Source organism: Gudongella ferriphila, from assembly GCF_046224405.1.
In the GTDB taxonomy this organism is placed as follows: Bacteria; Bacillota; Clostridia; order Tissierellales; family Tissierellaceae; genus Gudongella.
In genome coordinates this window covers 22,844-37,039 of record NZ_JBJXRK010000023.1, presented here as the reverse complement: position 1 = coordinate 37,039, position 14,196 = coordinate 22,844, and the positions used below count along the sequence as shown (strand labels likewise).

At 41.9% G+C, this 14,196-nt stretch carries 12 protein-coding genes; 4 read left to right on the top strand and 8 right to left on the bottom strand.

Annotation, left to right across the window (positions count from 1 at the left end; genetic code table 11):
* Positions 1-652: hypothetical protein (locus ACKVDP_RS10795; RefSeq protein ID WP_409228867.1), on the top strand; the 652-nt coding region annotated here is incomplete at its 5' end.
* A 61-nt stretch (positions 653-713) separates the two neighbouring features.
* Here ACKVDP_RS10795 and ACKVDP_RS10790 read toward each other — a convergent pair.
* Positions 714-1,565, bottom strand: coding sequence for a GNAT family N-acetyltransferase (locus tag ACKVDP_RS10790; RefSeq protein ID WP_409228866.1), 852 nt, complete (start codon positions 1,563-1,565; stop codon positions 714-716).
* Between the two features lie 260 nt (positions 1,566-1,825).
* Between ACKVDP_RS10790 and ACKVDP_RS10785 the strand changes: the two genes are divergently transcribed.
* Positions 1,826-2,992 carry an ATP-grasp domain-containing protein gene (locus ACKVDP_RS10785; protein WP_409228864.1) on the top strand — a complete coding sequence of 389 codons (1,167 nt, stop codon included), beginning with the start codon at positions 1,826-1,828 and terminating at the stop codon, positions 2,990-2,992.
* A 27-nt stretch (positions 2,993-3,019) separates the two neighbouring features.
* Positions 3,020-3,772 (top strand): esterase family protein, encoded by a 753-nt coding sequence (locus tag ACKVDP_RS10780; RefSeq protein ID WP_409228863.1) that lies wholly within the window; start codon positions 3,020-3,022, stop codon positions 3,770-3,772.
* Between the two features lie 56 nt (positions 3,773-3,828).
* On the opposite strand, the gene ACKVDP_RS10775 is transcribed toward ACKVDP_RS10780, so the two are convergent.
* The 3 genes from ACKVDP_RS10775 to ACKVDP_RS10765 form a co-directional block, all read right to left on the bottom strand.
* Positions 3,829-7,566 carry a phosphoribosylformylglycinamidine synthase gene (locus ACKVDP_RS10775; protein ID WP_409228862.1) on the bottom strand — a complete coding sequence of 1,246 codons (3,738 nt, stop codon included), beginning with the start codon at positions 7,564-7,566 and terminating at the stop codon, positions 3,829-3,831.
* A 148-nt stretch (positions 7,567-7,714) separates the two neighbouring features.
* Entirely contained in the window at positions 7,715-8,698 is a 984-nt protein-coding gene (locus tag ACKVDP_RS10770) for an ADP-ribosylglycohydrolase family protein (RefSeq protein ID WP_409228861.1), read from the bottom strand.
* 155 nt (positions 8,699-8,853) lie between these two features.
* A complete protein-coding gene (locus tag ACKVDP_RS10765) occupies positions 8,854-9,675 on the bottom strand; it encodes an MBL fold metallo-hydrolase (protein ID WP_409228859.1) in 822 nt (273 codons plus the stop codon).
* A gap of 122 nt (positions 9,676-9,797) precedes the next feature.
* Here ACKVDP_RS10765 and ACKVDP_RS10760 point away from each other — a divergent pair, with 122 nt between their 5' ends.
* Positions 9,798-10,568, top strand: a complete 771-nt coding sequence (locus tag ACKVDP_RS10760; protein WP_409228857.1) for an HpcH/HpaI aldolase family protein — start codon at positions 9,798-9,800, stop codon at positions 10,566-10,568.
* 60 nt (positions 10,569-10,628) lie between these two features.
* Here ACKVDP_RS10760 and dmpG read toward each other — a convergent pair whose 3' ends face one another.
* The 4 genes from dmpG to ACKVDP_RS10740 form a co-directional block, all read right to left on the bottom strand.
* Positions 10,629-11,639, bottom strand: a complete 1,011-nt coding sequence (dmpG, locus tag ACKVDP_RS10755) for a 4-hydroxy-2-oxovalerate aldolase (protein ID WP_409228856.1) — start codon at positions 11,637-11,639, stop codon at positions 10,629-10,631.
* Positions 11,632-12,510 (bottom strand): acetaldehyde dehydrogenase (acetylating), encoded by an 879-nt coding sequence (locus ACKVDP_RS10750; protein ID WP_409228855.1) that lies wholly within the window; start codon positions 12,508-12,510, stop codon positions 11,632-11,634. The genes dmpG and ACKVDP_RS10750 overlap by 8 nt, the downstream gene beginning before the upstream one ends.
* Positions 12,511-12,528: 18 nt before the next feature.
* A complete protein-coding gene (locus ACKVDP_RS10745) occupies positions 12,529-13,308 on the bottom strand; it encodes a 2-keto-4-pentenoate hydratase (protein ID WP_409228854.1) in 780 nt (259 codons plus the stop codon).
* Positions 13,309-13,375: 67 nt separating this feature from the next.
* Complete coding sequence (locus ACKVDP_RS10740) at positions 13,376-14,194, bottom strand: alpha/beta fold hydrolase (RefSeq protein WP_409228853.1); 819 nt, start codon at positions 14,192-14,194, stop codon at positions 13,376-13,378.
* Between the last annotated feature and the right edge of the window lie 2 nt (positions 14,195-14,196).

Sequence of the window (14,196 nt, the reverse complement as noted above, 5' to 3'; positions counted from 1 at the left end):
TGAACCTGATGAATTTGGTGTTTGGGAGGAAATCATTGGTCCATTGCCTCCTGGTGAATACACCGTATCTGAAGTTTCAATCGAAGGCTGGACAACCAGCTATCCAAATGGAAACAGCATACTAGTAGTTGCTGGAGATGAAGAGGATGCAGTTGAAATAGAAATCAACAACAAGTACAACCTGCAGCTGATGTCTGAAACAGCATGGGGTTACCTCCCAGGCGAATCAGATGCAATTTGGGATTATGTAAAAACCACTAACTGGGGTTGGACAACTGAGATCTCAGAAGTTGGAACTTATGAGTTTGACCTTTATGCAGCAGCTGGGCAGAACATCCTGTCCAACGGCTTCAAGGTAGGTACAGTTGAAGTTACAGTGACAGCAGGTTCTGAAGTTGGATTGTTCGATGTAGAAGTAACTTATATGATAGATGAAGATCTTGATTATGATTACTGGTTGGACGAGGCCCATGTATGGATTGGATCAACTCCGTTGCCAACACTTAGGAATGGTAAGATGACAAACGCACTTGGACAGTTCAATTACAATCCACACATCTCATCAGATGGACTTGAAGCACATCTAGAGGTAGAAGATGTTGAAGGTCCATTCTGGATTGCACTTCACAGTGTGGTTCAATGGTGGGAATAGAGCAATGATGTAAGATGCAAACGAGGTGGAGCATGCTCCACCTCGTTTTAATTTCTACATATTAGATTATCGGCTTGATCATCTCAAATTGATACAAGTTGTCCTTCTGGAAACCAAACCTTCTCAGAAAGTTGGAAATTCCTGCATTGCTGGATACGCTCATATGGAGCTCCTGCTTTCCTGTAACTTCAATTACCTTATGTAAGAGTGCAACTCCATGTCCCTCTCTCCTGTGTCCCGGATGGGTCCACATCCTGTAAATCTTGCCCATCTGGTCAAATATTATAAAGCTTGAAAGGTTTGATCTGCTGGTTATCCCGTAGTACTCTATCCCCTCCAGCTTATCTGTGTAATCCAGTGAGTTCTGCCAGTTTATATGGGTCTCATTTAGTATGGGCTTTATTCTCTTTATCATTTCCGGTCTTATCTTCTCAACATCCAAGGTCCTGTCCGGGAATTTGCGAAGCTCCTTCAATGTGTAGTATCTTAGAAAGTATGCCTTTTCATACCCAAGTTTTTCATAGAAATCAACTGCTCTGTCATTCCCGGAAATAACCTCCAGCATCATCATCTGGCAACGATTTTTCCTTCCAATCTCCTCATGCCTTTTCATAAGTTGTCGGCCAACACCCTTTTTTCTGTAGGTAGGTACCACTGAAAGGGTACCGCATCTGAAGGTCCTTATGTCATCATAGGTAATGATTCCACCAAGAACCACACCCACCGGCCTATTCATATCATAGGCGATGTGAGAGTGTTCTCGTTTATTCCCTTCAGCTCCAAAGAACCTTTCCAAAAATTGATCCTTGCTTAGATCAAATTTTACTATGTAGTCTGAAAACCCTTCCTTAAAAGCCAGGTATATGTCTTCATCCGATACTTCTGAGCATATTTTAATCTCAATGTTTTCCATGAAAACCTCCCGTTTAGTAATGGTAAGTTTTATCCTTTACTCCATTATACTTTATTTGTTCAGATATTCACGTTTTTTTTGATATTTTTGTCATTTTATGGTATCTATGATATCCTAAGCAACTTCTAGTGGACCTATGACCTTTAAAAGTTACGAAAAATTATTTTCTGAAGTTTCTAAATTTTGTAGCATTTTAATTTTGTAGCTGTTATAATTATCTTTAAAATATAAAAAGCAGATTCTGCAGAAAGGAGCCAACCATGAATTACGTATTTATATCACCTCATTTCCCTGCCAATTACAAATATTTTGCCATTGCCCTTAAAAATGAAGGTGTCAAAGTTCTAGGTCTGGGCTCTGAATCCTATGATTCCCTTGACCAGGATTTAAGGGATGCCATGACCGAGTACTACAAGGTTGATGATATGGAGGACTATGACCAGATGGTACGCGCATGTGGATACTTCACCTACAAGTATGGGAAGCTGGACTACATAGAGTCCCACAATGAGTACTGGATTGAGCAGGATGCAAAATTAAGGACTGATTTCAATGTGGAAGGCTTCAAAACCTCTCACATACCTTCAATAAAAATGAAATCCCAGATGAAGCAGCATTTTAAGAATGCAGGTATACCTGTAGCAAGGGGGCAGGTGGTTCCCACTATGGATGATGCCAGGAGCTTCATCAAGGAGGTGGGCTACCCGGTGTGTGCAAAGCCTGACAACGGGGTTGGTGCTGCCAATACCTATAAGATAAAAAACCAGGAGGAGCTTATCAACTTCTACAACTCCAAGCCCTCAACGAACTACATTATGGAGGAATTCATCCAGGGTGAAATTCACACCTTCGATGGACTTGCAGACAAGGATGGCAGGGTTGTCTTTATGAACTCCTTCATATTTGGAACTGGGGTCATGGAGACTGTGAATGATGGTCTTAATCAGTTCTACTACAACCAGATTGAAATTCCATCAGATCTTATGGACTATGGACTAAAGGCTGTTAAGGAGTTTGGATTGAAAGAAAGATTCTTTCATATAGAATTCTTCAGGACTCCGGATGGAAGGTTGATAGCCCTTGAGGTAAACGTCAGACCACCTGGAGGTCTTTCCCTGGATATGTTTAATTATGCAAATGATATCGATGTTTTCAAGAAATATGCATTGATGGTTTCAGGAAAAGATATTGGTGATTTCCCCAAAACAAGATACTCTTGTGGCTTTGTGGGTATAAAGAAGAAAATTGACACTGACTTTGATTGGATCAGTAAGCTGGCTCATGAAAACCATGGTCATGTAATCGTCACGGATGGGTCCATTGCATCAATATTCTCCGCGGCACTTGGAGACTATTCATTTATCCTCAGGTCAGAAAGCTTTGAAGAAGTAAGGGAGGCTGCTGATTTTATATTAGGCAACAGCTGATTTTACTAAATTAGGGAGGTTTTCACCATGAATATCGAATACCATGAATTCTACAGCGAGAAACTAAATAGGGTCATGCCCTTTAAAACCTATGGGCACTCAGGAAAACCCATTATTGTATTCCCTTCCTCCGGTGGAAGGTTTTACGAGTATGAGGATTTCGGAATGATTGAGGCCTGCCAGAGGTTTATTGAAGCTGGTTACGTTAGATTCTACACTGTCGACAGCGTAGACAGCGAATCCTGGCTTAACAAGGGTGCATGGCCTGGAGACATGGCTAAAAGACACAATGATTACGATTCATATATCATCGACGAGTTCATTCCCTTTGTGAAGGAGCATAGCGGATGGCAGGGACCGATGATCACTACGGGTTGCAGCATGGGAGCCTACCACAGCGCCAACTTCTATTTCAGGCATCCCGACGTATTCGATACCTTGATTGCCTTAAGCGGCATCTATGATGCCAGATTCTTTGTTGGAGACAATACCTCTGATACTGACGTATACCTTAATTCACCGGTGGATTATCTCAGAAACCTTGATAATGATGAATACCTTCATCTATACAGGAACGGGAATATCATAATTTGTACAGGTCTTGGAAACTGGGAGGAGGATACAATACGGGACACCAAGGCAATGGAGGAAATTCTCAGGAGCAAGGACGTTCCAGCGTGGATTGACTATTGGGGCAAGGATGTTGACCATGATTGGCCCTGGTGGAGAGTCCAGATGCCATATTTCCTTAAGGAGCTCAAGGACCAGGATAGACTGTAAAAAATAAGAGGATAGCTTGATTTAAAGCTATCCTCTCTTTATTGAGTTGTTTTTTATTATCCGAAGTAATCAATTCCAGCCTTGAAAAGTCGCTGGTCTTTTTCACCAGGTATATTTTTGTATATGTCCTCTGCTATCCTTTCCGAGTGACCCATCTTGCCCAGGACCCTTCCATCAGGGCTGGTCAATGACTCCACAGCCATCAATGACCCATTTGCATTGTAGAAACCATCATAGGTTGCATTTCCATCAAGGTCAACGTACTGTGATGAAATCTGGCCGTTTTCGATCAGCTTCCTAAGCACATCACCCTTGGCCACAAACCTTCCCTCGCCGTGGGAAAGAGGCATTGTGTAAACCTCCCCTACCTGGGTGTTTGCATACCACGGAGAAAGCTTTGACACTATCCTTACTGGCTGTAGCTGAGATATGTGTCTACCAATCCTGTTGAAGGTTATTGTAGGCGAATTCTCATCTATGGTACCTATCTCCCCGTTTGGCAGAAGTCCCAGCTTTATAAGTGCCTGGAATCCGTTGCAGATTCCCAGCACTAGACCATCCCTGTTCTTGAGAAGGTCCATCACTGCCTCTGTAAGGTATGGGTTCCTGAATATTGTTGCAATGAATTTTCCGGATCCCTCAGGCTCATCTCCAGCACTGAAGCCTCCTGGAATCATAAGGATCTGACTCTTTGAGATTTCCTCTGCCCATTCCTTGAGTGAATCGTTTATATCCTGGGAATTCTGGTTTCTGAAGACTGTGCTGCTTACAATTCCTCCAGCCTTCTGGAATGCCCTAACTGAATCATACTCGCTGTTTGTTCCCGGGAATACAGGTATAAATACCCTTGGCTTGGCAATCCTGATGCCTCCATATGGTTTTGGTTCTGCATCGCTCTTAAGATTTCTGATCTCCTCGTCCACATCCAGCTTGATTGGGAATACTCCCTCAAGGGTCCCCAGCCAAAGCTTTATGAGGCTGTCAAGGTCAACCGACTCATCTCCAAACACAAGCTGCTCCTGGGAGGTTGTTTCACCGATTTTTCTGAAGTTTCCTGAAAGCTTTTCAGAATCCTCTGGTCCCACTTCAATCAGGATGCTTCCCGTCTTCTTTTCATATAGCTCTTTAACATCAATATTTTCAAACCTGAAGCCTAGCTTGTTTCCAAAGCTCATCTTGGCTATGGCTCCAGCAATTCCTCCCTTTGAAACGGTCTTTGCAGACAGGATTATTCCCTGGTCAACAAGCTTCTTAATCTCACTGTAAACATCTCTTACCTGCTGGAAGTCAGGAAGGTCATTTTCATCAGGCATTACTTCCGCAAGATAGACCTGTGAACCGGTCTTCTTGAACTCAGGTGAAAGAACCTTGTCTGTGCTTTCTGTTGTCACTGCAAAGGTTATTATTGTAGGAGGCACTGAAATATCGTTGAAGGTTCCAGACATTGAGTCCTTTCCTCCTATTGCTGCTATTCCCAGTTCATCCTGTGCACTGTAGGCTCCAAGAAGTGCACTGAAGGGCTTGCCCCACTTAATGGGGTCCTTCTCCAGCTTTTCAAAATATTCCTGCATGCTAAGCCTTGCCTTCTTGTAGTCCCCTCCCATTGCAACAAGCTTTGAGATTGCCTCTATCACCGAGTAGACTCCACCGTGATATGGGCTCCACTGGCATATTTCAGGATCGTACCCAAAGGTCATAAGGCTTGCTGTTCTTGTGTCTCCCTGGAGTACTGGAATCTTTGCTGACATTCCTTCAATCGGGGTCAGCCTATGTTTTCCTCCCTCAGGCATGAGGACCGTTGCTGCACCTACTGTATTGTCAAACATCGCATTCATGCCCTTCTGTGAGCATACGTTAAGGTCTGACAGGGTCTTTTCCATACCCTCCCTGAAGCTTTGGTAGGTTTTGACAGGCTTTTCCCCTTCTCTTGGAGCACCTAGTACAACATCAGCAAATTGTCTGGACCCGTTTGTGTCAAGAAAGTCCCTCTTGATATCCAGTATGCTATTTCCTCTCCAGTTCATGACAAGTCTGCCTGTGTCGGTTATGTCAGCAACCTTTGTTACCTCCAGATTCTCCTGGCTTCCAAGCTCCTTGAAGGCTTCCATATCCTTGGGATCTATCACAACAGCCATCCTCTCCTGGGACTCGGAGATTGCAAGCTCTGTTCCATCAAGACCATCGTACTTCTTGGGAATTACATCAAGGTCAATTGTAATACTATCTGCAAGCTCTCCTATTGCAACAGATACTCCACCTGCTCCAAAGTCGTTGCATTTCTTTATCAGTCTCGCAAGCTCTGGTTTTCTGAAGAGCCTCTGTATTTTTCTCTCCTCAGGTGCATTACCCTTCTGGACCTCTGCTCCTGATGTTTCCAATGATTCCTCCGTGTGGGACTTGGACGATCCGGTTGCTCCACCGATACCGTCCCTTCCTGTCTTTCCTCCAACCAGTAGGACAATGTCTCCCGGCTTTGGAGCCATTCTAATGACATTTGACTTTGGAGCTGCAGCAATAACTGCACCAACCTCCATCCTTTTTGCTATATATCCCTCATGGTAGATTTCAGTGACCTGTCCGGTTGCCAGTCCTATCTGGTTTCCATAGGAGCTGTAGCCCTTTGCTGCTTCCTTGGTTATTTTTCTCTGTGGAAGCTTACCAGGGATTGTCTCTTCCATTGGTGTTCTTGGGTCTCCACTTCCTGTTACCCTCATTGCCTGGTAGACATAGCTTCGTCCGGATAGAGGATCTCTAATAGCTCCACCAAGACATGTCGCAGCCCCACCAAAGGGCTCTATCTCCGTTGGATGGTTGTGGGTTTCGTTCTTGAACATCAAGAGCCATTTTTCAATATTTCCGTCAACATCAACATCGATTTCAATACTGCATGCATTTATCTCATCTGAAATATCCAGGTTTTCAAGCAAACCATCTTGCCTTGTCTCCCTTGCATTTATTGTTGCCAGGTCCATTAGGCTAACAGGCTTACTTACTCCTGTTTTCTCCCTTGACCTGTAATAGCTGTCCAAGGCAGCCTGGAAGACCTGCTGGTATTTTCCCTCCTGAATTTTGATATTCTGTATCTCAGTGAAGAAGGTTGTGTGTCGACAGTGGTCCGACCAATAGGTGTCAATAACCTTAAGCTCTGTTACGGATGGATCCCGTTTTTCATCATTTCTGAAATACTCCTGTATAAGAATGATGTCATCCAAACTCATGGCAAAGCCCATTGAAATCCTGAACTCCTCCAGGTCTTCCTGGGAATAATCAATGAATCCCTTGTGAATCTCCACATCCTCAGGTTCAACAGTTCGGTCCTCCAGGGTTCTGGGAAGCTCCATGGATGCCTCTCTGGAATCTATGGGATTAATGAGATAATCCTTGATTTTCCTGAAATTCTCATCACTTATGTTTCCAACCATTAAAAACACCTTGGCTGACTTTACCTTTGCATCCATGTCCCCAAGGAGAATCTGAATGCACTGTTCTGCAGAATCCGCCCTTTGGTCGTACTGACCAGGCAGGTATTCAACAGCCAGGGCCCTGCCTTTAAATTCAGGCAGATCCGTGTTATGTACAAGGTCAACATTGGGCTCTGAGAGAATCTTGTTTACGGTTTCATCAAAGCTCTCCTCATTCCTGCAAGTAAAGTCGTACCTGTTTAGAATTCTCACCCTTTCCACACCATCAATCTTCAGAGATTCTTTGATTTCATGAAGCATATGCATGGCTTCAACATCAAAGCCTTCCCTTTTCTCAACATAAACTCTTCTAATATCGGAAATGACAACCACCGCCTTTATTTTATTTATATATTCATCTTAGAATATCCCTACGCTTTAGGCAAGTATATAATGGAAATTTAACAAATGAAAACAATTTCCCCTGCAAAAGGAATGAAAATTCTTGCAGGGGAAATCTATATTGGGAGGTATTAGCTAATTAAATGTAATACAATTCATGTTTGTAATGCAATCTTTCTGCCATCATATTAATTTTGTCATTAAGTTCTACTCTGTGACCCCACTGCTCTGGAATTCCATTTGATCCGAGAGCTGCACCCATAAGGTTCCCTGTTATTGCTCCAGTACTGTCACTGTCACCATCATGGTTTACTGATGCTATCAATGCACTTTTAAAGTCATCCTTGAATCTCAGGGAACAGTATACTGAAATTGCCAGGGCTTCCTCACCGACCCAGCCTTCACCCAGGCTCTTCATGGCCTGCAATGGCTCGATATCCTCCTGGCTTAGTCTAAAGGCCTTCTGCAAGATATGAAGGGTTTCTTCACTGTCTTCGTATCCCTCAAGATGGCGAATTGTATCCTCAACTGCCCGAACAAGATCCTCACCTGAAAGGAGTAGTGATACCAATCTTGCGATAGCACCTGCAGAATAATATCCAGATGGATGCCCGTGAGTTATGGCAGCGGTTTCCATTCCGTATGCGAAGGCATCATCAGGTGGACACAAAATACCCAAGGGTGCGACCCTCATGACACCACCACACCCCTTGCTCTGGTTTATGGGAGTATGTATCGTTCCCATCTTTCCACTCTGCAATGATGAGAGGCAGGTATTCCCCGGGGCTCGTCTGACATGGAATCTTTTGTCATGGATAAGCCAGCCTTCTTCTACGACGGGAATATTATAGCCCTGTGTGGATAGCCACCTCAGGTAGGCCAGATATATGTTATCAACTACCTTGTCCTTTGATGAGGTCAATAGGATTCCCTCAGCAGTAAAAAGTGTCATCTGGGTGTCATCTGATATAAAGGCTTTGCCCCTCTCAAGGCTATCTATCCCTTTTTCACCATAGGCATCAAGGATCTCAGTGTAGCTCATAAATTCTACAGGGTAACCTAAGGCATCTCCAACCGCACCACCAAGGAGACATCCATATATCTTTTCTCTTTCCCTTGCCATATTATCCCTCGTCTTCCAAATATTTTGTCACTCTATATTTCAATTATACTCGATTATTAGTTGTTTTACACTAATTATTTATAATTTTTTAAATAAATCAAATCCCACAGTTTCAATGACTAAAAGGAATTTTATGGCAATTTATTGTAATCAGTTCATATTTCAACAATTGAACCGGTTGCAAGGTAGTGAATCCTGTTCCCCATCATCTCCTTTAACAGAGAAAATTGGTCATGGCCTGTGCAATGGCCTGTATAATAGACTGCATTATTTTCCTCCAATCTGTCTGCAATTCCTTTTAGGAAGGACAGGTCCTCCTCTTTATTCTTATCGAGATCGTACAGATGAAATCCACCTAGGACTGCAGTCCATGGCCTGTCAAGATGCTTTTCACATTGGTCAAGAATGTTTACTATTCCCCGGTGTGAACAGCCAACCACTAGAACCCTCTTATTCCCTTCCTTGATCAAAAGATTCTGCTCATGGTGAAAATTATCCTTTATCCATCCCGAATCCTTTTTCATCAACAGTCTGGAGTTTCCTCGAGGGACCATCTCCTTTCCCTTGATATGGGAAAACAAAACCAATTCATCCCCAAAATACAGATCCTCATCCACCAATCTTACCCTGTTATTATGGAGAAGGCTATCGTCTATTCCCGCATCCTTCCTCTCTCCTTCCTTTATTGAGGCGTGTGGTCTGAAAGCCTCCTTGTGTATATATATGAGAGCCTTCTTGTTAAGGTCCATAAAGTATTTTATCCCTCCTCCATGGTCGTAATGGCCATGGGAAAGAATCATCATATCCACTTCAGCCAGGTCTACCCCCATCCGCTTGGCATTCCTGATGAAGGCATCAGTTTCACCGGCATCAAACAGTATTTTTCTTTCTCCTGCTTCAATGTACAAACTGAGTCCATGCTCTGTTTCATATCTCTCTTTTACAGATCGATTTTCAAGCAAAGTCTTTACTATCAATTTCCTCACTCCCTTCATACAAACATTTACCCAAAATCACCAGTTAGTTTCATTAGTCTTGTATATATTGACTTTTACACTAGATAACAGTAAAGTAATTATATGAAAGGACGGTGGTATTTTTGTTAAATAATGTGAAGAAAAAGCTTGATGAGGGCAAGAATGTTCTTGGCACTTTTTTTGAGCTTGGAAGCGAAGAGGTTGTGGAATCCCTAGGATATACGGGTCTGGACTTTATAATTGTTGATACAGAGCACGGACCATACAGTGTTGAGAGTACTATGAACTTTTTAAGAACCTCTGAACTTGTAGGATTGACAGCATTTGTTAGAGTTAGTGATGTTTCCAGACCTTCAATATTGAGGAATCTTGATATAGGTGCTAGTGGTTTAGTAGTCCCTTGTATCGAGACTGTAGCTGAAGTAAAACAATTAGTTGAATGGTCAAAGTATCCACCACTTGGCAGTAGGGGATATTTTACCGGAAGACGAACAGGTTATGGCAATAGAAAATTTTCCAAGGATATTATTACATATTTTGAGACTTGTAACAAAGAGTCACTCTTGATCCCTCAATGCGAAACAATGAGTTGCCTCGAAAACATTTTCGAAATTACATCTTTAGATGGTGTTGATGGAATTTTTGTTGGGCCTTTTGACTTATCGATTGCTCTTGGGATACCTTCGGAATTTGACAACCCAAAATTTAAACTTGCATTGGATAAAATATTGAATGCATGCATACAGAATAATAAGTACTGTTTCATATTCGCAGGATCAATTGATAAATCAAATGATTACTTTAAACAAGGTTTTAACGGTGTAGCACTTGGTACTGATACAGCCATTTTAATTGATTCTTATAGAAGTATTGTTGCTGAAGTAAGGAAGTAACCATTAAAAATGAGGTAGCTTCTCGATTTAAAAGCTACCTCATTCCAAAACTAAGGGGGATTAGTTTTTCTTGCTCATTTCATGAGCAACCTCTATTATCCAGTCTTCTTGACCGCCAACTGCTTTTCTTCGGCCAAGTTCCATTAATACATCTCTAACATCAACATTAAATCTCTCAGCGGCTCTCTTGGCATGCAGCATAAAGCTAGAGTAAACTCCTGAATAACCTATCATCATAGCATCTAGATTTGTCTGTGGTGATAATCCCTTCTCATTCAATACAGGTATCAAACCATTTGTGCTTGCATCCATGGCCTTATAAAGATCAACTCCATGGTCGTAATTCATTCTATTCATTACGCCAATCAATGTTTCAGTAGAAGTATTTCCTGCTCCAGCTCCCAAGCCAGATAATGATCCATCAATATATGTTGCCCCTGCTTCAATGGCTGCAATGCTGTTTGATATAGCAACACCCAGATTATTGTGGCTGTGATGACCAATCGGCACCTTCAACGCTTTTTTCATTGCTGTAACTTTTTCTGTTACATCAACTGGAAGCATGGCTCCTGCGGAGTCAGTAGCATAAACGACGTCCGCGCCGTAGCTTTCCATCTTCAAAGCTTCTTCGACAAGTCTTTCGGTATCTGTCAAATGTGCCATCATTAGAAATCCTACAGTCCATAAACCCATCTCTTTGGCTGCCTTAATATGCTGCATGGATATGTCTGCTTCTGTACAATGAGTTGCTACTCTCACCGCTGTTGCACCTGCTTTTTTTGCTCTTTCAAGATCTTCCACTGTCCCTATCCCAGGCAATAGTAAAACCGCCAGTTTGGCTTTCTTGACAACTGATGCTGCAGCTTCAATCAACTCATAATCTGTGAACTCAGAGAATCCATAGTTTATGGTAGAGCCTGTCAATCCATCTCCATGCCCAAGCTCTATCATATCAATACCTGCTTTGTCAAGACCACCTGCTACTTTTATTATGTCATCCGGTGAAAATCTATGGGATACTGTATGGCTACCATCTCTTAATGTGGTATCAGTAACAAAAATTCTACTCATTCTTCTCACCTCCATATTTCTTCTTGGCATATGTCTCTGCAATATTTACTGCAGCTGCATTGATAATATCCAGATTACCTGAATAAACTGGCAGATAATCACCAAGTCCTTCAACTTGAATCATCGTGGTAACAATATCATCCTGTATTATTGGCTCCAGTAGAATCTGGTATCCAGGTACATATACTTTTATTTTCTCCACCATATCTTCTACAGCTTTCTTTATAGCATCTATATCTGGATTCTTTACCTTGGTATAAATTGTATTCCTCATATAAATTGGCGGTTCTGCGGGATTTAATACTATAATTACTTTTGAATCATCAGCTCCTCCTACGTCTCTCAATGCTCTGGCAGTTGTGACTGTAAACTCATCAATGTTCTGTCTGGTACCTGGTCCCGCACTCTTACTGCTGATGGATGAAACTATTTCAGCATAAGCCACATCCGCAACCTCATTGATTGCTGCAACTATTGGTACTGTTGCTTGGCCGGCGCATGTAACCATATTAACATTGTCCAACTCAAGCATTGAGTCATCCATATTCACTGCAGGTACACAATACGGTCCAACTGCAGCTGGAGTAAGATCAAGAGCGAACTTACCAGCTTCCTTTAAAAGAGGTGCGTGCACCTCATGAGCAGTTGCGCTAGTGCAGTCAAATACTATTTCTATGTCTTCCTCCTTCAGTATTGCTGCCACTCCTTCTGTTGATGTTCTTATTCCCATTTTTTCAGCATACTCTATACCCTTTGAATGTCTAATGTTTACAATCAACTCAGGTGTAAGGTATTCACTTCTACCTAATTTATACAGCAAATCTAACCCGATATTTCCAGGACCGATTATGCCTACTTTGACTCTATCCAAACTTTCCCACTCCTTTTCTTATTCAAATCTTAAGGTTACATCCCCTAGTTCAGTAAACGAAGCCCTAAATTCTTGCCCTGCTTCAGCCGCTACCATGGCTGATAGAGCTCCTGATAGGATAACGTCTCCCTTTTTAAGAGTTACACCATATTCGTGCAAAGTATTTGCTAACCATGCAACACAGTAGGCAGGGTCTCCCAATACTGCTTCGCCCTTCCCTGAATTGATTAGCTGATTATTCATGTATAGTCTCATTTCAACCGACTTTAAATCAACTTTACTAGGGTCAATTTTTTTCTCTCCCAAAATATACATCCCTGATGAGGCATTATCAGCCACTGTATCAATAATACCAATATTCCAGTTTTCGATTCTACTGTCTACTATTTCTATGGCAGCAGTAACATAATCTGTTGCCTCCAATACATCCTCAACTGTTGCATTTGGTCCTGATATATCATTCTTCAGTACAAAGGCAATTTCACCTTCGACTTTTGGCTGTAAAAGGGAAATCCTTTTTATAGCACCATTCTTAACTTCCATTGATTTCAAAAGGTGTCCAAAGTCTGGCTGATTAACCCCTAGCATGTTTTGAACTGCCTCGGATGTCAGTCCGATTTTTTTCCCTATTATAGGATTGCCCTCTTCTACTTCCTTATCAATATTGATTAACTGTATCTTGTAAGCATCCTTTATTGCCAGTTGCGGGTATTCATTAGATATTTTCCCGACTGGAACGCAGTTTTTCTCAGCATTCTTTAAATTTGAAGCTATAATCGAGTGTATTTCAGAACTCATAATAATCCTCCGTTCAATATCTTAAATATTTCTCATTGTTTTAAAAATTCAGAGCAAGGCTTAAGCCTTACTCTGATAGGAAATTGTCCACTAGTTGATTAAACTCAGCTGATTTTTCTATCTGTGTCCAATGTCCACAATGTCCAAATATGTGTAGTTGAGCATCGTCTATCAAAGATAATAATTTGTAGGAGTTCTCCACAGGTATTACTTCATCTTCTCTGCCATGCACAATCAGTGTTTGATGCTTGATATTCTTGATTTCCTCATCAGTTCTAGCCATAAACTCCACCCACTTTTGTCTAGGTGCTGGGAACATTGATGAGAATGATTCTTGGAATCCAGGCTCTATACTGGCTTCATATCTCATTTTAGCTAGATCTTCTGTAGCAATTGCTTTATTGTCAACAAACAGACCGATTATTTTCTGCATGTTTTCTACTGATGGTTCATAACCCCATACAGCATCTAGTCCCTCGGTAATTGGGAATTCAACTCCCATTGCCCCCATTAGCACCATTTTTCTGACTCTCTCAGGGTGCTCAACTGCCATAGATAACGCCAATGAGCCACCAAATGAATTTCCAACTATATCAACCTGATCAAGTCCTAATGCATCCAATAAGTCTACTGCCTGCTTTACCCAAGTTTTAAAATCAAGGACTAAACCTTCTGGTCTGTCAGTGTACCCAAATCCTACCATGTCAGGAGCAATTACCCTTTTTGTTTTCGATAGTTCAGGTATTACCAATCTCCAATTTGCCCATGCACTTACCCCAGGGCCTGATCCGTGTATAAGAAGCACTGGGAATCCCTGTCCTTCATCATGATAATTTGTCATATAATCCCCTGTTTTGATTTTTTTAGCAATTTCTGGTCTTGACATTT